This is a genomic window from Streptomyces sp. WM6378 (assembly GCF_001279695.1).
Classification (GTDB): Bacteria; Actinomycetota; Actinomycetes; order Streptomycetales; family Streptomycetaceae; genus Streptomyces.
This window is the reverse complement of the sequence record NZ_LGDD01000345.1, coordinates 18659-39791: the sequence shown is the minus strand read 5'-3', so window position 1 is coordinate 39791 and position 21133 is coordinate 18659. Positions and strand designations below refer to the sequence as shown.

17 protein-coding genes and 3 pseudogenes are annotated in these 21133 nt (G+C 69.0%); 14 read left to right on the top strand and 6 right to left on the bottom strand.

Features of this window, described 5'->3' with window-relative positions:
* Positions 1-208 (top strand): annotated as a pseudogene (locus tag ADK54_RS40100) (hypothetical protein); the annotation flags it as partial.
* A gap of 937 nt (positions 209-1145) precedes the next feature.
* Here the strand turns inward: ADK54_RS40100 and ADK54_RS40095 are convergent.
* The gene (locus tag ADK54_RS40095; protein WP_053730793.1) at positions 1146-3818 is read right to left on the bottom strand and encodes a WD40/YVTN/BNR-like repeat-containing protein; all 2673 of its coding nucleotides are present in this window, start codon (positions 3816-3818) and stop codon (positions 1146-1148) included.
* 335 nt (positions 3819-4153) lie between these two features.
* Between ADK54_RS40095 and ADK54_RS48045 the strand changes: the two genes are divergently transcribed.
* The 3 genes and pseudogenes from ADK54_RS48045 (at position 4154) to ADK54_RS40085 (ending at position 6271) form a co-directional block, all read left to right on the top strand.
* Complete coding sequence (locus ADK54_RS48045; RefSeq protein WP_234392406.1) at positions 4154-4501, top strand: FBP domain-containing protein; 348 nt, start codon at positions 4154-4156, stop codon at positions 4499-4501.
* 21 nt (positions 4502-4522) lie between these two features.
* Positions 4523-5818: pseudogene (locus ADK54_RS40090) on the top strand (restriction endonuclease fold toxin-2 domain-containing protein).
* A gap of 18 nt (positions 5819-5836) precedes the next feature.
* Positions 5837-6271, top strand: a complete 435-nt coding sequence (locus tag ADK54_RS40085) for a hypothetical protein (protein WP_053730792.1) — start codon at positions 5837-5839, stop codon at positions 6269-6271.
* A gap of 322 nt (positions 6272-6593) precedes the next feature.
* Here ADK54_RS40085 and ADK54_RS40080 read toward each other — a convergent pair whose 3' ends face one another.
* The 3 genes and pseudogenes from ADK54_RS40080 to ADK54_RS40070 form a co-directional block, all read right to left on the bottom strand.
* Positions 6594-7409, bottom strand: a complete 816-nt coding sequence (locus ADK54_RS40080) for a hypothetical protein (protein WP_053730791.1) — start codon at positions 7407-7409, stop codon at positions 6594-6596.
* Positions 7406-7741, bottom strand: coding sequence for a hypothetical protein (locus ADK54_RS40075; protein ID WP_159048031.1), 336 nt, complete (start codon positions 7739-7741; stop codon positions 7406-7408). The genes ADK54_RS40080 and ADK54_RS40075 overlap by 4 nt, the downstream gene beginning before the upstream one ends.
* Positions 7742-7976: 235 nt before the next feature.
* Positions 7977-8390: pseudogene (locus ADK54_RS40070) on the bottom strand (TraM recognition domain-containing protein); the annotation flags it as partial.
* A 24-nt stretch (positions 8391-8414) separates the two neighbouring features.
* On the opposite strand from ADK54_RS40070, the gene ADK54_RS40065 reads away from it, so the two are divergent.
* The 8 genes from ADK54_RS40065 (at position 8415) to ADK54_RS40030 (ending at position 15073) form a co-directional block, all read left to right on the top strand.
* Positions 8415-9716: an alpha/beta fold hydrolase gene (locus ADK54_RS40065; RefSeq protein ID WP_078967012.1), complete on the top strand. Its 1302-nt coding sequence runs from the start codon at positions 8415-8417 to the stop codon at positions 9714-9716.
* A 44-nt stretch (positions 9717-9760) separates the two neighbouring features.
* Complete coding sequence (locus ADK54_RS40060; protein WP_053730787.1) at positions 9761-10399, top strand: MBL fold metallo-hydrolase; 639 nt, start codon at positions 9761-9763, stop codon at positions 10397-10399.
* Positions 10400-10429: 30 nt separating this feature from the next.
* The gene (locus tag ADK54_RS40055) at positions 10430-11209 is read left to right on the top strand and encodes an exodeoxyribonuclease III (protein WP_053730786.1); all 780 of its coding nucleotides are present in this window, start codon (positions 10430-10432) and stop codon (positions 11207-11209) included.
* Between the two features lie 82 nt (positions 11210-11291).
* Positions 11292-11726, top strand: coding sequence for a DUF6278 family protein (locus tag ADK54_RS40050; protein WP_053730785.1), 435 nt, complete (start codon positions 11292-11294; stop codon positions 11724-11726).
* Between the two features lie 143 nt (positions 11727-11869).
* Positions 11870-12613: an amino acid ABC transporter ATP-binding protein gene (locus tag ADK54_RS40045; RefSeq protein ID WP_053730784.1), complete on the top strand. Its 744-nt coding sequence runs from the start codon at positions 11870-11872 to the stop codon at positions 12611-12613.
* Positions 12614-12634: 21 nt separating this feature from the next.
* On the top strand, positions 12635-13540 hold the full coding sequence (locus tag ADK54_RS40040; protein ID WP_053730796.1) for a glutamate ABC transporter substrate-binding protein: 906 nt from the start codon (positions 12635-12637) through the stop codon (positions 13538-13540).
* Positions 13541-13547: 7 nt separating this feature from the next.
* A complete protein-coding gene (locus ADK54_RS40035) occupies positions 13548-14192 on the top strand; it encodes an amino acid ABC transporter permease (RefSeq protein WP_053730783.1) in 645 nt (214 codons plus the stop codon).
* Entirely contained in the window at positions 14189-15073 is an 885-nt protein-coding gene (locus ADK54_RS40030) for an amino acid ABC transporter permease (protein WP_053730782.1), read from the top strand. Before ADK54_RS40035 ends, ADK54_RS40030 begins: the two co-directional genes overlap by 4 nt.
* 54 nt (positions 15074-15127) lie before the next feature.
* On the opposite strand, the gene ADK54_RS40025 is transcribed toward ADK54_RS40030, so the two are convergent.
* A complete protein-coding gene (locus tag ADK54_RS40025; protein ID WP_053730781.1) occupies positions 15128-16735 on the bottom strand; it encodes a CocE/NonD family hydrolase in 1608 nt (535 codons plus the stop codon).
* Positions 16736-16846: 111 nt separating this feature from the next.
* Positions 16847-18070 carry a L,D-transpeptidase gene (locus ADK54_RS40020; RefSeq protein WP_053730780.1) on the bottom strand — a complete coding sequence of 408 codons (1224 nt, stop codon included), beginning with the start codon at positions 18068-18070 and terminating at the stop codon, positions 16847-16849.
* Positions 18071-18294: 224 nt separating this feature from the next.
* Between ADK54_RS40020 and ADK54_RS40015 the strand changes: the two genes are divergently transcribed.
* Both ADK54_RS40015 and murJ read left to right on the top strand, forming a co-directional pair.
* Positions 18295-19455, top strand: coding sequence for a lipid II:glycine glycyltransferase FemX (locus ADK54_RS40015; protein ID WP_053730795.1), 1161 nt, complete (start codon positions 18295-18297; stop codon positions 19453-19455).
* Entirely contained in the window at positions 19452-21101 is a 1650-nt protein-coding gene (murJ, locus tag ADK54_RS40010) for a murein biosynthesis integral membrane protein MurJ (RefSeq protein ID WP_053730779.1), read from the top strand. Before ADK54_RS40015 ends, murJ begins: the two co-directional genes overlap by 4 nt.
* Positions 21102-21133 lie beyond the last annotated feature (32 nt).

Genomic DNA, 21133 nt, shown 5'->3' with positions numbered 1-21133 from the left:
CGGCACCCGCAACGGCAACACCTCCATCGCGGGTGAGGCGGGCGGTATCGGCAACACCTACGGCGCCCCGTTCATCAACGTCGACCTGCGCTGCGCGGTACCGCTGCCCGAGGGCGAGGGCATCGGCGGCCACCTCCTCGGCGGCCCCAAGGCCGCCTGCAACATCGCACCCGTCGACCAGTACCAGGCCCCGCAGAAGCTCCTCTGACACACCCCCCCACATACAGGTCGCCCACCACACAACCCGACACGGCCAACTGAACGAACACCAGCTCCCCCAGCCCACCGGGACCGGCACGGGCTGGGCGGGCTGGGGGACCGGGGCCGCGGAGAGGCGTTGTACCAAGGTGCCGAGACGCCTCGGCGGTCCTGCATATCGCGGGAGGTATCCGGGGGCCGCAGCGCCGGAACCGTCTGGCGCTGCGGGACGTCGAAGGGGCATGTCGGTGAGTGGGGAGACTGGCGCGCCAAGCGTGATGCGACGGGTTCACCGCCAGGCCGGAGCGGAGCTTCTGCTCGTGCTGACCTTGATGGCTTGCACCGCTACAGCCTGTACGACCAGCGGCGGCTCACACTCGGGTGCCCCGCGCCTGCGCCCCTCGGTTCCGGCCCCGGCTTCTCGTCCCACCGCTGCGACCGGACCATCCTCCGCGCCGCTCTCGCCGGTTGATACTCCGCCGTCCACGGCAGAGCCATCGGCGATCACGCCCAGCGCGGCGCCGCCTGGCGCCAACAGTCCATCCCTGCACTCTGGTTGTGCCGCGGCCGCAGGCACGGTCACTATGCAGCCCGGGGGGCTGGCCACGCAGCGGGTGTGCCTGCGCGTCGGCACCACGGTGACAGCCGTCGTGCCGCCGAGCCCCAGTGGGCCTTGGCCGACCCCGTGCTCAAGCAGTCCGATGCTGGCCACGATCACCTCCGCCACGAACGATCCGGATGGCACCGGACGTGTCACGATCCGGGCGGCCCGGCCAGGGGCAGCCACCGTGACGTGGGGAACGAAGGGATCGAGCGTCCTCATCCTCCACGTGGACGTGTCTTCCTATCCAGTCCAGTGAGACCTCAGGCTGTCTCCGCATACGCGACGGCCGGTGTGGGCCCCGTCGCAGTTCGGGGCACCCACCGGCCGTCGGATCAGAGTCCGGTCAGTCGTTGGTATGGCCCTTGAGGCGCCGTACGTCGAAGGACCAGATGCCGCGTCCGTGCGTGGCGGCGTACAGGTTGTTGTCCGGGCCGAGCTTGAGCTGCAGGACGGCTGTGGTGGGCAGCTCGTTGCCGAGTACCTTCCACTGGCTGGCCCCTACCGGGCGGTAGAAGGTGGCCAGGTCGGTGCCGAGGGCAAGACCGCCGTTCGGGAGCAGCTTGACCGTGTTGGCGGGCACGTCCGGCAGGTTCGCCGAGATGTCGGTCCAGTCCATGCCGCCGTTCTTCGACTCGAAGACGTGGCCGATGCCGGCGCCGGGGCCCTCGGTGAATTTGCGGGAGAAGCCGTTGACGGCGACGTACACGTGCTGGGCGTTGGCCGGGTCGACGTCGAAGCCGGAGATGTAGCGGTTCGGGATAGTGCCGTCGACCGGCATGTTCAGCTGGTGCCAGCCGGTGCCGTCGGCGTTGCCCACCGCGATGCCGCGCGCGAAGCCCTGGTTGTTGCAGGGCCCGCACCAGCCGACGTAGACCGTGCCGCCGGACGAGGCGACAGCGGTGGCCACATGGCCGTCGCCCAGGTCGTAGGCGCTCTTCCACTCCGCACCGGAGCGGATCGCGAAGCCCTTGCTCTGCACCCACACGTGCCGTCCGCCGGCGACCCAGGTGTTGGTGTCCTTGGCGTCGGAGGTGATCGGCGCGATGAAGCGGGCCCCGGCGCCGCCGAGGTCCTTGTCCGGCGGAGCGACCTCGTACTCCGTCGCCTTGGCCGGGTCGGTGGTCCAGGCGCCGTTGTTCACCCCGCAGTTCTGGGTGACCCACATGTCGAGGTAGACGTATTCCTGGGCGATGTTGCAGCCGTTGGCCGGGTCGGTGACGGTGTCGCCGCCGTCGCCGCCGAAGTTGGATCCCATGACCTTGTCGCGGCCGCGCAGGATCGACTGGCCGTTGTCCTGCAGGCCACCGGTGACCGAGACCCCGCCGTAGGTGAGGTCCTTGCCGATCCCGACCGAGTAGTACTGGAGCGTGTCCAGGGTGCCGTCGTTCAGCGACTGCCAGTCCTTGGCGTGCCCGCCGGAGTCGACCGCGCCGTTCAGCGGGCGCCGGTAGATGCCGCCGTCGTTTCCGACGTACGCGTAGGTCTTCCCCTTGTACGAGCCCACGGCGACCGCGTGCTGGTCGGAGTGGGTGGTCGGCGAGCAGTCGCCGGTCTGCTTGGCGGGGTCGATGCTCCAACAGGGGAACGGGAAGTTCCAGTACGGGCCGGGGGTGATCCAGCTCGTGCCGCCGTTCTTGGTCTCGAAGACCTCTTCCAGACCCAGGTAGACGTGGTCGGCGTTGTGCGGGTCGACCTGGAGGAACTGGTTGTACCAGGACTGGATGCCCGGCATGTAGCCCGCGCCCTGCAGCGCCGAGCCGGACGCCTTGAGCTTGTTGTAGTCGGCGATCAGGGTCCACGGCCCGAACGGCGAACCGGACTTGGAGACGTAGACCCCCTTGAGCCCGCTGTCCGGGTTGCTGTTGGTCTGGGCCGGCGACTGGTCGATGGCGTACAGACGCGAACCATCCGCCGCCGCGCCGAACGTCACATTACCGACGTCAGCACTGCTGGTCGGCAGGTCACCCAACCCGGCCGTCGGCTTCCAACTGCCGTCGCTCTGCTCGGCATAGAGACCGTTGTACGTGTCGCCGCCGCGCCAGCCGATGGCGAGCAGGACCTTGGACGGGTCCTTGGGGTCGATGGCGATGTCGTTGGCGATGTTCTTGTACGGGGCGCTGGGGTCGGACGCCTTGGAACCGCCCGGCAGGTAGTCGGGGTTGGGGGCGAACTCCAGCTTCCACGGCCCCGAGAGGGTGGTCGTGGAATGCGACCACACACCCCGGCTGGTGGCCGCCCACACCGTGGTGCCGCCGAAGCGGAGGGCATGGATGACGGTGCTCTCCAGCTCCGCGCCGCCGACCCGGCCGCCGGGCTGGAACTGTCCGTGCTGCGGGTCGGGGAGAACGTAAACACCCGTGCCGACGAAGGACGTTGCACCCGTGTTGGACTCGCCGGTCGCGTACCAGAGCCTTTTGGAGCCGTCCAGCGCGAGTGTGCCGGTGGACAGCGACGGCAGCTTGTCGGCGATCGGCTGCCAGTTGCCGCCGCCGGTCTTCGAGCGGAACACGCCGCCGTTGGCGCCGCCCGCGTACACATAGCCCTGGTCGTCGGCGGCTATCCCGGTGATGCGGCCGGTCACGTTGCCGGAGCCGCCGCTGGAGTTGGAGTTGACGTCGCGGTAGCGCGGGTCGTCGGAGTTGTAGGGCTTCTTGGTGACGTGGTTCCAGTCGCCGCTGGTGTGCTGCATGGACTGCAACTGGGCCCAGGCCGCGCCGTAGGCGCCGGGTGCGACGACGCCGGGTGCGGTGCGAGCCTCGGTGTACTGGGCCGTGCCCTCGGCGGAGTTCTCCGCCTCGTCCGAGCCGCCGTCCCCGCTCTCGGACGCCGCGAAGGCGGACTTGCCCGTCTGCAGTGCCTTGATGTGCTGGCGGCCGATGTCGGCCTGGTGGCGCGCGTTCCAGGGCCGGGGTCTGGTGTCACCGGATGCCGCGAACGACTGGGCGCTCACCAGTCCGAACGCGGCGGCCACGACGGTGCAGGTGATGAACCGCCGCCGATGCCGTTTGAGCATCATGCGCTCTCCTCCCTGTGCCGGGCACCTGATGTGGCCCGACGCGGGGAAGATCTTGGCGTGCTCGTGACAGCCCGGAAAGGGGCTGGGGGAAATATGGCGGGGAGTTTGCCGTTCCGATCTCTTCCTGCAGCAATTGGCGGTTCGTTCCTGCTACTTGGGGCCGCAGATGGTGACGTTGCTCAAGTGTGTGGCGCGCTGTGTGGTGATCGGCGGCGCTGGCCCCGGTGCGCTTCGAAGGGCCGGTGGGGCTATGGAGGCGGCGGGTCGGGTGGGGTGCCTCTCATCTGAGGCACGCTTGCATGAGTAAAACCCATCTGAGGTAGAACGGTTCTGCTATGTGGTCGCGCACGAGTTTCGTCAACGGGGAGGCGAAGCTGATGGGGATGCCTGCTGATCTCGCCATGATCACCAAGAATATGATGGGCGCGGCCATGGACATGGTGAAGTCGGTGATGCCGGGCGCCCGTGACACCACCATCGCGCTCTTCCACGACCTGAACCGACAGAAGGGCATGGCGGGAGACGACGACGCCGGCCACGAGTTCGCGAAGGTTTACGAGTCCGCAGCCTCCACGACCCTCGACAAGATGGACTTCAGCGCCCTGGTCATGAGCGAGACCGGCCGCGGGCTGATGCACACGGCGCGCGAGTTCATGGCCGGGGAGAGCCGTATTGCCTCGTAGATCCTGGGTCAGCAGGTCGACATGACCGACGGCATGGGCGACCCGTACGAGGACTGCGAGGAGAGCTTCCTCGGGCGTGGCCAGGAGCTTCAAGGGGTCGTCGGGGACACCTCATGGTTCGACCAGTACGCGCCAGGAGGCAGGAGCAGCCGCTTCCGTGGCTCGCCCGAGAAGCTGCGCGATGTCGCCGAGTCGTGGCGCCGGGGCGGGAAGCTGATGGTGCGCTTCCTGGAGGATGCCCAGGCGTGCGCGCATACCGCGGACAAGGCCCACAGCGGCGAGGCGGCGGATACGTTCCGCAAGTACTTCAACAACTTCGTGGGCTTCGCCGCACCGCCGGACAACGCGCACCCGGACGAGACCCTGGTCGCGAATCTGGTCGCTGCCTGCAGCCAGCTCGCGAAGGCGTGCGACCGCTACGCCGACCATGTCGAGGCCGCGAAGAAGAAGATCCAGCAGCACGAACTGGACCCCTTCCACATGGACATGCCCTGGGACTCCCCGATGTTCGGTGGGAACGGGTACGACGGCGGGTTGAAGGACGCGGTCCTCGACGACCCCTGGATCCACAAGCTCGGCAACGTCGCCCACGCCCTCGACACCTCCGAAGCGCGAGTGAAGCTGCCCGACGGCTCGCACAACAGCCCCTTGCTTCCAGGGCTGCCGCTCGTGCCCGGGCTGCTGCCGGAGGGCATTCCTGTGCTTCTCGCCTCCTATCAAGGCGGCGTGTCCGGCATCATGCCCGCGTCGTACGTCAATCCCGACCCGAACATCCCCATCAAGGACCCCGTGCCCCCGGTCCCGGGCACGACCCGCTTGCTGAGCATCGACGGGCGGAAGGAGTTCGTCGCCTTCGTCAACACCCTCAAACCGCTCGGCCTGGGCAGCAACGCGAAGGACCCCAATTTGCCTGAGAACGCCTACCAGTTGAGGACGGCCGGTTACCCCGAGCGCAAGATCCCGCCGCTGCCCACGTCCAAGCGCCCCTTCAAGGCGGCCGACGGCATGCGGCCCGCGGACGGCTACATGATCGACTCCAAGTACGTGAAGAACGACGGCAAGGACTGCTGGCGCAAGCCGGAGACCTTCGACCAGCTGGAAGACAAGTACGGCGCTGACGGCAAGAAGAAGTAGAACAAAGGGTCCTTCTTCAAGGGCCTGGACGAGGGTGAACTCGGCCAGTACCGCGACGCCATGACCGCCCACAAGGAAATCCGCGGACTGTCGATCGTCACCAACGACAAGGACGCGACGGCCTACTGGCAGACGCTCATGGCGCAACAGGGCGTCAAGGGCACCTCGCAGTACGTCCCGTAAATGAAAGGAAGTACCCTCGTGGATTTCGACGAGTACAACACCGCGTACCTGCTCTACGCACCAGCGAAGAACCCACAAGGGTGGAACCTGGACCTGTCCGCATTCGGCCAGGCACTCGACGACGCCTTCCCCGAGGTGCGCTACCAGCCGGAAGAGGGGCACACGGCTCGGCTGTCGTTCTGGGCCATGACGGCGGACGGCGAGGAGTTCGACGGATTCGCCGACAACGAATCCCGCGCCACGATCACACTCAGCTCGACCACGGTCGATGAAGCCGCCACCTTCATCCTGTGGCTTCGCGACTCGTATCTCCCCGCACCCGACCTCATCCGCTTCACCTCCGAACTCGCCTACGAGCGGGAGATCGACACCGACTGGCGAATCCCGGCCACCGGAGATCACGCGCGGATCGTCGACGAGATCAAGCACCATATCCAGGTCGTCGTCGGCTGACCGACAACGCGACTACGCGCCGAGCTTTGCGACCACCGTCCCCTCCCCACGGCTGTCTGCTTGCTCACGCTGCTGCGACCGCCGTTCGGTGAAGTCAACAGCTGGCTCCACCGCTCATCGTCCAGCGTCGGGGCAGGCACCTCCCGAGTCGTGACCGTTACGCCACGGCCCTCGCCGTACAGCTCTTCGGACACCTCCGGACCGGCGCCCACCGCACCCGATGTGAACTGGACGCACATTGCGCCGCGTTGGCCGGACGGGTACGGAGGAGCCGCTCCGAAGGGTCTTCCACCTGGTCGGACAGCTACAACCAGGAGCCCGCTCATAGGGGCTGTGGGAGCGCGGCCGTGGTCGGAGCGGCTGATGCGGCTGGGCGCAGTCCGATGCGGGCGGCGAGGGCGGTGGTGCCGGGGGTGGTCAGGCGCACCCGGTCGGGAGGCGGGCCGCCGTAGTAGGCGGGTGGAGCGGACTTGGCTTCGCGTGTGATGAGTCCCTTGGTTTCCAGGGATCGCAGCGCGCCCATCAGTCCCTGGGTGTCGCGGCTGTGTACGTATTGCCTGCCGAACGATTCGGTGGCCGCGATGTGCCCTCGGACGATTTCCTGCAGGGCGCTGTGCTGGACGGCGGTCGGTTCCTGGGCCGCGGTGGCGGTGGAGGGCCGACGGCGCCGGATCTCGCGTGCGATGCGGGTGGCGGACTCGACAGCCGCTTCGGGAGCCAGTGCGGTCAGCTCACGGGCCAGCGTGATCCGCTCCTGGACTGTCCCCGGCGTATCGGCAAGTCCACCGGGCGTGACGGGCGCCGAGGCGCGCGGGACGGTGGCTATGCCGGTGAGGTGGCGGGCCGCCTCGCCGCTCAGGTAGGTGAGCTGCTTGAGCCGTACCACGGCGGCGATCAACTCAGTGCTCGCGTAGAGCTGTTGGTCCTCGACGGCCTTGATGGCGGCGCGGGTCTGGTCGGCCAGGTGCTGCGCGGAGGCGGTGTGCGCCGCCAGATCGGGGCCTGTCGAAGAGCTGGGGAGGAGGTCGAGGGTGTCGTTGTGCCGGGTGAAGTGGCCGGCGAGGATCAGCAGGCGCTCGACGGGGGTGGACGGTACGGGCACGTCGAACAGCAGGCCCTCGGCTGAAGGTGTGGTCACGCGCGGCGGCGATGCTGTGTGGCCGGGACGGGCACCGCTGCCGCGGCGGACACACTCGGCGCACAGGGGTGGTGAGGCATGTCCGGGCAGGCTCGGGCCGCTCGCTGTGCGCGGAGGGCCTCGTTGTGGGCCTGGGTGTAGTGCGGGAGCAGCCGTTCCCGCAGCCGCCAGGCGGCGCGGGCCGGGATGGTGGGTACTGCGATGCACGGAGGCGCGAGAGTGCGGTCGGTGAAGTCCTCGTGCAGGCCGCCGGAGACGAGCGGGCAGACCAGCACACGGTCGGTCCGATGCGGAAGCAGATACAGGGCCTGCCCACTCGGGCCGGCTAGCACGCCATCCGTGACAGGGCCGAACCGGGCGAGTGAGGGGCGGGCGTCGTACGGGGTCCATACGCGGCCGATGAGGCCGGATCGCAGAGCTGGGTCAGTGTGGCTTTCTACGTCAGCAGCCCAGTCGCCGGGCAGATGCAGCGCGAGGCCGTGGGCGAACTCGGCGATGCCGGTGGGTGAGATGGGCGGATCCTTCGAGGCGGGAGCGGCGGGGGCGGGATGGGGCGAGCGGAGGCGGTCATGCGGCCTTGTCGAAGTCGGTTTTCTTCGGGGCGGCCTTGGCGATGGCGCGCTCGGTGATGCCCTTCGAGGCGCGGGCGGAGGCGGCGGACAGCTCGTCGGCGCCGGGTTCGAGATACCAGGGGCGCAGGTCGAGCATGGCGGCGCGCATGCCGGTGGCGAAGCACAGCGCGGTGCCCTTGGGCAGGGCACGGATGGCGTCGGCGGCCAGGATCCGCTCCTGCCGCATCGACACCGACGTGGACTTGCCGGACTCGGACGTCGAGGTGGAGGTGGTCTCGACGTCGTGGTCGCCGATCAGCCGGGAGAGTTTGTCGGCGAAGTCCGGGTCATCGATACCGGAGCCGATGACCTTGATCGTAGAGATCGTAGAGGCGGACCACATGTTCTGACCCTGGCGGTAGCTCTGCAGGTGACAGATGAGAGGGTCGGACGGGTGAGCGAGACACCGAAGAACACCCTGCAATACCGCTCTGACGGGCCAGAGGACGCCCCGGTCCTGGTCTTGGGACCGTCACTGGGTACCACATGGCACATGTGGGACCGCCAGATACCCGAGCTGGCCGGCACCTGGCGGGTGGTCCGGTTCGATCTGCCCGGGCACGGTGGTGCGCCCGCCGAGCCTGCCCACTCCGTCGCAGAGCTCGGTGACCGGCTGATCGCCACGCTCGACGGCCTCGGCGTCCAGCGCTTCGGCTACGCCGGCTGTTCCATCGGCGGTGCGATCGGCGCCGATCTCGCGCTGCGCCACCCGCACCGGGTCGCCTCGCTGGCCCTGGTCGCCGCGTCTCCCCGGTTCGGCACCGCCGACGAGTTCCGCCAGCGCGGTGTGATCGTCCGCGCCAACGGCATGGACCCGATGGCCCGCTCGGCGCCCGAGCGCTGGTTCACCGCCGGCTACGCCGCCGCCCAGCCCGCGATCGTGGAGTGGGCCGTGCAGATGGTCCGCACCACCGACCCCGCCTGCTACATCGCGGCCTGCGAGGCGCTCGCCGCCTTCGACATCCGCGCCGAGCTCGGCCGCATCACCGCCCCCACGCTCGCCCTGGTCGGCGCCGAGGACCGGGTGACCGGGCCCGGGGACGCGCGCACCCTGGTCGCGGGCATACCCGGCGCCGGCCTCGCCGTGGTGCCCGGTGCGTCCCACCTGGCCCCGGTCGAGCAGCCGGCCGCCGTCACCGACCTCCTCGTACGCCACTTCTCGACGGCCTGGCAGGCTGTGCCCGATTCGACTACGGGGCTCACCGCGGTTCCGGCGCCGCTCGCAGTGCCCGCGCCGATGGCGCCGGTGGTTCCGTTCGGGCCCGAGGCTCCGGCCGAGGAAACGGCCTCCGCCCCCGTCGAGCCGCCCGCGGGCCCGGACGCGTACGAGCTCGGCATGAAGATCCGGCGCGAAGTGCTCGGCGACGCCCATGTGGACGCCGAGACGGCCGGCGCCGACGCGTTCGGCACCGACTTCGACGAGCTCACCACCCGCCACGCCTGGGGCGAGGTGTGGGCGCGGGACGGCCTCGACCGGCGGACCCGGGCCGCGGTGGCCCTCGCCGCGCTCGCGACGGGCGGCCACCTCGACGACCTCGCGGCCCACACCCGGGCCGCGCTGCGCGCCGGGCTCACCCCCGACGAGATCAAGGAAGTGCTGCTCCAGACCGGCCTGTACTGCGGTGTTCCCGCGGCGAACGCCGCGTTCCGCGTAGCGGGCGCGGTCATCCGCGAGGAAACGACCCCGCGCGGATGACCTGATTCCGCGCCTGTCCGCGGCGCCGGGAGCAGGATGGGGGCATGAACCTGAAGCTGACCAAGAAGACCCATGCCTGCGTCCAGCTGGAGAAGGACGGCCGCACCCTCGTCATCGACCCGGGTACGTTCAGCGAGAGTGACGCGGCGCTCGGTGCCGACGCCATCCTGGTCACCCACGAGCACCTCGACCACTTCAACGAGGAGCGGCTGCGGACCGGCCTCGAAGCCAACCCCGCCGCCGAGATCTGGACCCTGCGCAGTGTCGCGGAGAAGATCTCGGCGGCCTTCCCCGGCCGCGTCCACACGGTCGGCCACGGCGATGCCTTCAGCGCGGCCGGCTTCGACATCCAGGTGCACGGCGAACTGCACGCGGTGATCCACCCGGACATCCCGCGCATCACCAACATCGGCTTCCTGGTGGACGGTTCGGTCTTCCACCCCGGCGACGCGCTCACCGTCCCCGACCAGCCCGTGGACACCCTGATGCTTCCGGTGATGGCCCCCTGGAACAAGATCTCCGAGGTCATCGACTACGTGCGCGAGGTCAAGCCGCGCCGCGCCATCGACATCCACGACGCCCTGCTCACCGACCTGGCCCGGCCCATCTACGACTCGCAGATCGGCGGCCTCGGCGGCGCCGAGCACGCCCGCCTGACGCCCGGGGACTCGACGCAGCTGTGAGTGTCACACCCGGGCGGTAGGTTGGGATCCATGCGCATCGCCACCTGGAACGTCAACTCGATCACCGCCCGGCTGCCCCGCCTGCTGGCCTGGCTGGAGAGCACCGGCACGGACGTGCTGTGCATCCAGGAGACCAAGACCACCGCCGAGGGGTTCCCCGCCGCCGAGCTGCGCGAGCTCGGCTACGAGTCCGCGGTCAACGCCACCGGCCGGTGGAACGGGGTGGCCCTGGTCTCCCGCGTCGGCCTCGACGACGTCGTGCTGGGGCTGCCCGGCGGCCCCGACTACGAGGGGACGGAGGAGCCCCGCGCGATCTCGGCGACCTGCGGCGGCGTCCGCCTCTGGTCGGTGTACGTGCCCAACGGCCGCGAGGTCGAGCACGACCACTACGCGTACAAGCTGACCTGGTTCGAAGCCCTCAAGGCGGCCGTCGCCGAGGACGCCGCGGGGCAGCGCCCCTTCGCGGTGCTCGGCGACTTCAACGTGGCGCCGACCGACGAGGACGTCTACGACCCGGCGGTCTTCGAGGGCCTCACCCATGTCACCCCCGCCGAGCGCGCCGCGCTCGCCGCCCTGCGCGAGGCGGGCTTGTCCGACGTGGTGCCCCGCCCGCTCAAGTACGACCGTCCGTACACGTACTGGGACTACCGCCAGCTGGCGTTCCCCAAGAACCGGGGCATGCGCATCGACCTGGTCTACGGGAACGAGCCGTTCGCCAAGGCCGTCAAGGACAGCTACGTGGACCGCGAGGAGCGCAAGGGCAAGGGCGCGTCCGACCACGCGCCGGTCGTCGTGGACCTGGAGGTCTGAGGTCCTGGCGTCACCCCGGGGTTGACGTGGCACCCCGCGTGCCTTGTAGTGCAACTGAGCCTCGAATGGGAGTCTGGATCGTATGAACTTCCTCCAGAACTGGCGAAAGCGGCACACAACGGCGCCCGGGGTGGCGGTCTACGGGGCCGTCAGGGAAGACCCGGAGGGCGTCGCCGAGCTGCTCTCGGAGTGCGAGCTGCTGCGGACCCGGGCCTGGCAGAACAAGCTCGAACTCGACGATTCGCCGACGTCGCTGGAGGCGCTCGACCAGCTGCCCCCGCGCTGGCGCGAGGACCCGGAGGAGCTGCCCTGGCTGGGCAATGACGCCGGCCTGTATCTGGGCACCGTCATCGTGCGCACCGTCCCGGGCGCGAGCTGGGACGTGTGGCCCAGCGGCCAGCCGGTGGTGCGGCTCGCCTCCGGCCGGGAGATCGACGTCGTGGACGCGGGCCTGACCTGGGCCACGACCGGCGCTCCCGAACTGTTCCAGGTGTACGCCGAGGCCTCGGAGGCCTGATCGGCTCCGCATCTGAGCGCCCGCGGATCCGATGCGGCCAAAATACGCTTTATGCCCCATTTATGCGTGTCGAGATGAAGTGCCCTACCGGGCTGGATAGTTTGCGCTGACCTCGACACAGCGATGAGTGGGCAGGACAGCGTATGGCCGTCGATCCGTTGATCGAGCTGCGTGACGTCAACAAGCACTACGGGGCGTTGCACGTCCTCCAGGGCATCAACCTCACCGTCGGGCGCGGGGAGGTGGTGGTGGTCATCGGCCCGTCCGGTTCGGGCAAGTCGACGCTCTGCCGGACGATGAACCGACTGGAGACGATCGAGTCCGGATCGATCGCCATCGACGGCCGGCCCCTCCCCGAGGAGGGCAAGGGTCTCGCCCAGCTCCGCGCCGAAGTGGGCATGGTCTTCCAGTCGTTCAACCTCTTCGCGCACAAGACCGTCCTCGCCAATGTCTCGCTGGCCCAGATCAAGGTCCGGGGCCGCAAGAAGGAGGACGCCGACCGGCGCTCCCACGAGCTCCTCGACCGGGTCGGCCTCGCCTCCCAGGCGGAGAAGCTCCCCGCCCAGCTCTCCGGCGGCCAGCAGCAGCGCGTGGCCATCGCCCGCGCCCTGGCCATGGACCCCAAGGTCATGCTCTTCGACGAGCCCACCTCCGCGCTCGACCCGGAGATGATCAACGAGGTGCTGGAAGTCATGCAGCAGCTCGCCCGCGACGGCATGACCATGGTCGTCGTCACCCACGAGATGGGCTTCGCCCGCTCCGCCGCCAACCGCGTCGTGTTCATGGCGGACGGCCGCATCATCGAGGACCGCACCCCCGACGACTTCTTCACCAACCCGCACAGCGACCGGGCCAAGGACTTCCTCTCCAAGATCCTCAAGCACTGAGCGGGGGTGTACGCAACGATGATGGGCAAACGACGCGCGCTCGCCGCCGCCCTGCTCCTCGCCCTGGCCGTGGCCAGCTGCGGCAAGTCGGGCAGCCCGCCGGTGAAGGGCCCGAAGGCCGAACTGCTGCCGCACTACACGGTGGCCAAGGACATCAGCCTCCCCGAGTCCTCGGTGTGGCGGCGGGCGAAGAACCGCGGCCACCTGATCGTCGGCGCCAAGGAGGACCAGCCCTACCTCGGCGAGAAGGACCCGGCCACCGGCGTCTACACCGGCTTCGACATCGAGATCGCCAAGATGATGTCCGCCTCGCTCGGATTCGACCCGGGGACCATCGAGTTCAAGACGATCGCCTCGGCGAACCGCGAGACCGCCCTGCAGAACGGCCAGATCGACTACTACGTCGGCACCTACACCATCAACGCCAACCGCAAGAAGCTGGTCGGCTTCGCCGGCCCCTACTACATGGCCGGCCAGGGCCTGCTGGTCCGCAAGGACGAGAACAAGCTCACCGCGCCCCAGGACTTCGACGGCAAGCGCGTCTGCTCGGCCGCCGGATCCACGCCGTTCCAGCGGATGCAGAAGGACTACCCGAAGGTCGACATGGTCGCCTACGACACGTACTCCGTGTGCGTGGACAACCTGCTCACCTTCCAGGTCGCCGCCGTCACCACCGACGACACCATCCTGAGCGGCTACGCGGCCAAGGTGCCCGACGAACTCAAGGTCGTCGGCAAGCCGTTCTCGAAGGAGCCGTACGGCGTCGGCGTGCCCAAGAGCGACAACACCCTGCGGTTCGCGCTCGACGACGCCATCGAGGCCCACGAGAAGAACGGCGACTGGAAGAAGGCCTACGCCGCGACGCTCGGCCTGTCCGGGCGCCCCGCGGCCCCCGCCCCGCCCATCGACCGCTACCCGGCGAGCTGAGGCCGCAATGGACGTACTCACCAAGAACTTCTCGCTGTACGGCAAGGGTTTCCTCGGCACCGTCGAACTGACCGTCTACGCCTCGGTCCTGGCGCTCGTGCTCGGCTTCGTCATGGCGTCCTGCCGGGTCTCGCCGGTCGGCTCGTTCCGGGTGCTCGGCACGGTGTGGGTGACCGTGCTGCGCAACACCCCGCTGACCCTGCTGTTCTTCGCCGTGCTGCTCGGGCTGCCGCGCTTCGGCCTGGTGCTGCCCTTCCAGCTCTTCGCGGTGATCGCGCTCGGCTGCTACACCTCGTCGTTCATCTGCGAGGCGCTGCGCTCCGGCATCAACACCGTGCCCAAGGGGCAGGGCGAGGCGGCCAGAAGCCTCGGGATGACCTTCGGGCAGACCCTGTCCACGGTGGTGCTTCCACAGGCCTTCCGGTCCGTGATCCCGCCGATCGGCTCCACATTGATCGCACTCGCGAAGAACTCCGCGATCGCCGGGGCGTTCAGCGTCACCGAACTCCTCGGCACGTACAAGACGTTGAGCGAGCTCGGCTACAACATCATCTGGACCTTCGTCTGGATCGCGATCGGCTACCTGATCATCACCCTCTTCATCAGCGCCGTGTTCAACATCCTCGAAAAGCGCTGGGGAGTCGCCCGATGACCGCGCAACTGGCCAAGGAATCCACCGCTCTCTACGACTTCCCAGGACCCAGGACCCAGCAGCGGCACCTGGTCTACGGGATCATTTCGACGGCCCTGATCCTCGCCCTGGTCGGCTGGGTCGGCTATCTCCTCTTCGACACCGACCAGTTCACCTCCGCGAAGTGGTCGCCGTTCGAGTACAAGGGCATCCAGGAACTGCTGCTCCGCGGGCTCGGCAACACGCTGCGGGCCTTCGCCTTCGCCTCGGTGCTCTCCATCGCGCTCGGCGCGGTCCTCGCCACCGGCCGGCTCTCCGACCACCGGCCGCTGCGCTGGATCGCGACCCTGCTCGTCGAGTTCTTCCGCGCGATGCCCGTACTCGTGATGATCTTCTTCATCTTCGTGGCCCTGAAGGTGCAGCCGCTGCCCGCCCTGGTGGCCGGGCTCACGCTCTACAACGGCTCGGTGCTCGCCGAGGTCTTCAGAACCGGCGTCAACTCCGTGGAACGCGGCCAGAAGGAGGCGGCATTCTCACTCGGCATGCGCAAGACGCAGGTCATGACGTACGTGCTGGTCCCGCAGGGGATCCGGGCGATGCTGCCGACCATCATCAGCCAGCTGGTGGTCGCCCTGAAGGACACCTCGCTCGGCTACCTGATCACCTATGAGGAGTTCCTGCACGCGGGGAAGCTCATCGCGTCGAATCTCGACTACGATTTGCCGTTCATCCCCGTGGTGATGGTGATTTCGCCGATCTACATCGGGATGTGCATGCTGCTCTCCTGGTTCGCGACCTGGATGGCCAGGAGACAGAAGCGCAATCCCAAGACGGAGGCCGTGGAAGTCGCACCGGCCGAACCAGGGACGCTGCTGCCGAGGGGGGTACCCCCTGGACCTTGAGTCCTTGGGGAGCAGTGGCTGAGGGGCAGGAACCCACCCGGCAGCAGCCGGTGATCACTTCTCGCGGAGAGGGACCGTCAGATACGACGGGTCTGACGCGGGCGAGGAGAAGGTCAGCTGCGCGCCGAGCGGGTTGTGCTCGATGTAGAGCGGGTCGACGGTGTCCACCACCAGTGCCAGATGATGGCCGGCCGGAACGTCGTACGACGTGGAGAACAGCTCCAGGTCGACGGGGAACGGCTTGCCGGGCGTCTGTCCGTGGAAGGTGAAGGGGGCGTTGCTGACCAGCTTGCCGAGGCCGAGCGGCCCCACGTCGTAGAGGTATGCGACGAGGGTGCCGCTCTCCTTGGTGGAGGTGAGCGTGGTGTGCAGCTTGGCCGTTCCCCGGATCCTGCGGTCCTCGCCGTACGCCTGGGACTGCCACACCGCGGCGAACGACCGCGGAAGCAGCGGGATCGACGCCATCGGCGGCAGCTTCGCGAACTGGTCCAGGATGCTGGACAGGAAGATGATCCCGCCGTCGGCGCCCGAGTCGACGTTCGCCCAGATCTTCTGTGTGCCGGAGAGCGCCAGGTTCTCCTTGGCCGCGCCGACCGCCTGCCAGCTGGGATAGGCCTCGTAGGAGCCGTCGGTACGTGACTTGAGCTGGACCGGCTGCTCCTTGTCGATGCCGTTGTCGGCGCCCTTGAGGTAGTGGTCGAACCAGCGGTGGGCGTCCGTCCACACGTCGTTGGGCAGCCCGAGCAGGCCCGTCGCCTCGGCGGTGGCATGGTCTCCGGGGCGCAGTTCCAGGCGCTTGGGACCGGTCAGCTTGGTGAAGAAGTCGGCGTACTGGTTGGGCGGGAAGAGGCTGTCGCCCCAGGCGTTGCCCAGCATGAGGGCGGCGCCGTTCTTGTTGATCTGGTCCAGATAGGTCGCGGGGGAGCGCTTCCTGCCCCAGTCGATCATGTCCTGTTCCTTGGACAGGTCGGAGCCGAGGAACTCCTTGAGTATCCGGTTCAGTTCGGCGCTCGGGCGGCCGGTGATCTCGCCCGCGGCGCCCAGCATGGCGGCGGCCTGGAGGTGCTGGGTGCGGCCGCTGTAGATGGACTGGATGAGGTCGGCCCAGCCGCTCATCGCCACGACTGCCTTGATCCGCTTGTCGTGCCCCGCCGCGAGCAGGCTGATGCCCGCGCCGTACGAGACGCCGCCCATGCCGATCCGCGCGGGGTCCGAGGGTGTGTGGGCGAGCGCCCAGTCGATGACCGAGGAGACATCCGCGACGTCCGGCGGGCCCGCGACCTCGATGTTGCCGCCCGAGAGCCAGAAGCCGCGCGAGGTGTAACTGACCACGGTGTAGCCCGTGTCGGCGAGCTTCTGGGCCTGCGCGAGGTACTCGATCTGCGGCATGCCCCAGCTGGTGGGGAAGACGATCAGCGGGTACCTGTCGCCGGCCCTGGCCCCGGCCGGCGTGAACACATTGCCCTTGAGCGTGATCCCGCCGGAGCCGGGGATGTCGTGGAACGTCAGGCTGCTGCTCGCGGAGGCGGTGGCCGCGGCTCTCGCCGGGGCCGCCTCGGCCGCGGGGGCGAGGCCGAAGGCGGCGCCCGCGAACAGGGCGGCGACGGTGACCGCCGCGGCCGTGGTCCTGGACGGCCGGCCGGACAGGTGGTGGGGGGCCATGAATCGCTCCTCGCTCGCGCCGGTGCAAAGTGACCCGACGGTAACCGCGAGGACTTACCTGAGGTAACTAGTCGGTAAGTTACGCGAGGGTAACGATTATTGAACGGGGTGTCAGTTACCGGTGGTGCCCGTGGTGCCGGTGAGGGCGCTCTTGGCCTTCCAGGCGTCGTACGACAGATTCCACTCGCCGTAGCCGTTGTTGAGGGCCTGGGTGCCCTTGGCGTCGTCGCCGGTGATCTCGAAGGGGTCGCCGATCTGCACCGAGTCGTATACGAACTTGGCGTCGGCGTCGCTCATGCCGATGCAGCCCGAGCTCTTGTTGGCGGAGCCGAAGTAGTCGGCGTTCCACGGCGCGGCGTGCGCGTACATGCCCGACCAGGTGAGCCGCATCGAGTAGTCGACCATCTTGTTGTACGCGCTGCCGAGGCCGACGGTCTCCGAGTTCATGTTGATCGTCCCCTCCTTCGCCATCAGGACGGTCTTGCCGCGCCAGGACGCCTTGTCGCCGCCGGGAGTGCCCGCCGACATCGCGATGTCCTTCACCAACTCGCCGTCGCGGAACAGCTTGAGACGGTGGCCGTCGAGGTCGACCTTCACGAGTTGGTTCTTGCCGACCGTGAAGCCGGTCTTGTAGTCCTTCGTGAACCAGCCGCCCGAGGGGCCCGAGTCCACGCCGTTGAGGTCGGCCTCCAGCGTCACCTTCGTGCCGGGCTTCCAGTAGTCCTTGGGACGCCAGTCGATGCGGGACTTGCCGGAGTAGTCCTCCATCCACCCCCAGGAACCCTCGGTGTTGTCGGAGGTGGTCACCTTCAGCTGCTTCTCCACCTCGGCCTTGTTCTTCACCGGGTGGTCGAACACGATCGAGAGCGGCTGGCCGACGCCGACCGTGGAGTCCTTGCCGGGCGCCAGGGTCAGCTTGTTCTCCTTCTCGGGAGCCGCGGTCGCGAAGTCGGCCTTCGCGCTGCCGCCCTTGTCGTCCTTCGCCTCGATCGCGTACGACGTACCGGGCGCGGCCTTGCGGTCCGAGGTCCAGGTCTTCCCGTCGGCGGATATCTTTCCGTCGAGCTTGCCGCCCTTGGCGTCGGTGACCGAGACGCTCTGGAGCCTGCCGTCGGCGAGCGTGACCTTCACCGGCTCGCCGGGCTTGGCCTGCTTGCCCGTCAGGTTCACCGAAATCTCGGTCTTCTTGTCGGACTTGAGATCGGATTTCGCGCCACCGGACGACGAATCGCCGCCCCCGCAGGCGGTCAGCGCCGCGGCGAGAACCGCCGTTCCGGCTATGGCGGCCAGGCGGACCGGTCGGCGGGGCAGAGTGTGACGGCGTATGCGGCTCAACTGGAAAACCTCCGTTGCAAATGCTTTTCCGTAGGTGAGAGTCACCAGCTGGACTTTAGGTTGCAGGGCGCGCCGGGAAACTCTTAATTCGTTGTGTGACGAGGACCGCAGCATCATGGTCATGGTCCCGTCACATACGGCGCGCGGACCGGTCACGGACCGCTGTGAGCATCCTGTGGATCCCCGACGGGCCGACGGCGGGGCGCACTTGGGAGGCCACAGACGTGTCCGCACTGCTGGTGACCGGGGATCGCGACCAGGACGCCGGGGTCCGCGCCCTCACCGTCGCGGAGTACCGCTCCTTTCTCGCGGGCCGCGCCGACGTCAGCTTTCTGCAATGTCCCTCGTGGGCCGAGGTGAAGGACCAATGGTTCTCGGAAAGGGTCGGATGGTCCCTTGACAACGGTGAATTGGCCGGGGCCGCCCAGATCCTCTATCGGCAATTTCCCGGCACCCGGAAATACTTCGCCTACCTTCCGGAAGGCCCGGTGGCCGACTGGGCCGACCCCGAAATGGACCGCTGGCTCGGCCCGTTGCTGCGGCACCTGCGCCGGGCCGGCGCCTTCGCCGTACGGATCGGACCCACGCCCGCCTACCGCCGCTGGGACGCCGCCCGCCTGAAGGCATCCACCGGAGCCGGCCGCAGGATCGGTGACGTCCTGGCCACCGAGGTCGACCCGCTCGGCTCCGCCGTCGCGGAACGCCTGCGGACCCGCGGCTGGAAGCGGTGCGGCGGGGACGACGACGGCGACGCGGACGCCCAGCCCCGCCACGTCTTCCGGCTGCCCCTGGCCGGCCGCGGCACCGACGAGCTGTGGGCCGGGTTCAACCAGGAGTGGCGGCGCAACGTGCGCGCCGCGGACCGGGCCGGGGTGCAGATCGTCGCCGGGGGAGCCCGGGACCTCCCGGAGTTCTACCGGCTGCTGAGGATCACCGAGGAGCGCGACGGATTCCGGCTCGGCCGCTCGCTGGCCTACTACGAGCAGCAGTACGCGGCGCTGAACGCCGAACAGCCCGGCCGGATGCGGCTCTGCCTCGCCGTCCACCAGGGCGAGGTGCTCGCCGCGCACACCATGATCACGGTCGGCCGGCGGGTCTGGTACCAGACCGGCGCCTCCGCCGACCACCGCCGCGAGGTCCGCCCCAGCAACGCGCTCCAGTGGCAGATGATCCAGGACGCCCGAGCGCTGGGCGCCGAGGTGTACGACATGCGCGGGGTACCCTCCACTCTTGATCCGCGGGACCGGCCCTTCGGCCTCCTGCGCTGGAAACTCGGCACCGGAGGACAGGTCGTCGAGACGCTGGGGGAGTGGGAGACATCCATGGGCGGGACCACCAACAACGCGCTGTACCGCGCGTTCCAGGCGTACCTGGCCCGCCGGTGACCGAGACCGCCACGCACCTCGTAGACAAAGGCGCCAAGCACGCCAAGAGCTCGGGCCTGCTGCGCAGCAGCGCGCTGATGGCGGCGGGCTCGATCGTCTCCCGCGCGACAGGCTTCCTACGCTCCGCGGTGATCGCGGCCGCGCTCGGCGTCGGGCTGCTCGGCGACGGTTACGCGGTCGCCAACAACGTCCCCAACATCCTCTACATGCTGCTCATCGGGGGCACCCTCAACGCGGTCTTCGTGCCCGAGCTGGTGCGCGCCGCCAAGGAGCACGCCGACGGGGGCGCGGCCTACACCGACCGGCTGATGACCGCCTGCACCACCGCGCTGGTCGTCGTCACCGCGCTCGCGGTGTTCGCCGCCCCCTGGATCGTCGGCGCGTACACCGACTACGGCGGTGCCCAGGCCGACCTCACGATCGCGCTCGCCCGCTACTGCCTGCCGCAGATCCTCTTCTACGGTCTGTTCACCCTGTTCGGCCAGGTCCTCAACGCGCGCGGCCGGTTCGGCGCCATGATGTGGACGCCGGTGCTCAACAACCTTGTCGTCATAGGAGTGTTCGGGCTCTACCTCGCACTGGCCGCGACCGGCGGGGGCACGCTGAGTGCGGGCGACGCCCGGCTGCTCGGCTATGGCACCACCGCGGGCATCGCCGTCCAGGCCCTCGCCCTGGTCCCCTCCCTGCTCTCGGCCGGATTCCGCTGGCGGCCCCGGTTCGACTGGCGCGGCAGCGGGCTCGGCAGGCCGCTGCGGTCGGCGGGCTGGGCGGTGCTGCTCGTCGTCTCCAACCAGCTCGCGTACTGGGTGGTGACCCGGCTCGCCACCACCGCGGGGGCCGAAGCCGTGGCGGAGGGCGTCAGGGCGGGATACACCGCGTACACCAATGCGTATGTGCTCTGGATGGTTCCGCACGGCATCGTCACCGTGTCCCTGGTCACCGCGTTGATGCCGCGCATGAGCCGGGCCTCGGCGGACGGCGACCTCGCGGGCGTGCGCGCCGACCTCTCGTACGGGCTGCGGACCTGCGCCGCGATGATCGTCCCCGCGGCCTGCGCGCTGTTCGCGCTCGCGCCCTGGATCCTCGGCTCGGTCTACGAGTACGGCAGGACGGGCGCCGGTGACATCACGGTGATGGCGGGCATGCTCATGGCGTTCGCGCCCGGCCTGATCGCGCTGTCGGGCCAGTACGTCCTGTCCCGCGGCTTCTACGCGCTCGGCGACACCCGCACCCCGTTCCTGCTCAACCTCGTCATCGCCGGGGTGAACGCGGGCCTCACCGTCGTCGCCTACCTGGTGCTGCCCGCCCGCTGGGCGGTGACCGGGATGGCCGGGGCCTACACGGTGGCGCTCTTCGCGGGGCTCGCGGTCACCGCGTACACCCTCAACCGCAGGCTCGGCGGCGGGCCGCTGTCGCGCTCCCCGGCGCTGCTCGCGCATCTGCGGCTGCTCCTTGGCTGCGTGCCCGCGGCGGCGCTCGGCTACGCGGCGGCCCGCGCGGCCGACCCGCTCGGCAGCGTCGCGGCGGCCGGCGCCGGAGCCGTGACGCTCGCCCTCGCCCTCGCCCTGCTGGCCCGGCCGCTCGGCCTCACCGACATCAATGCCGTGATCGCGAAGGTCCGCGGCGGCCGGCGCCGAACCCGGTGACGGGACAAAAGAGACGGTTGGGATACTGACGC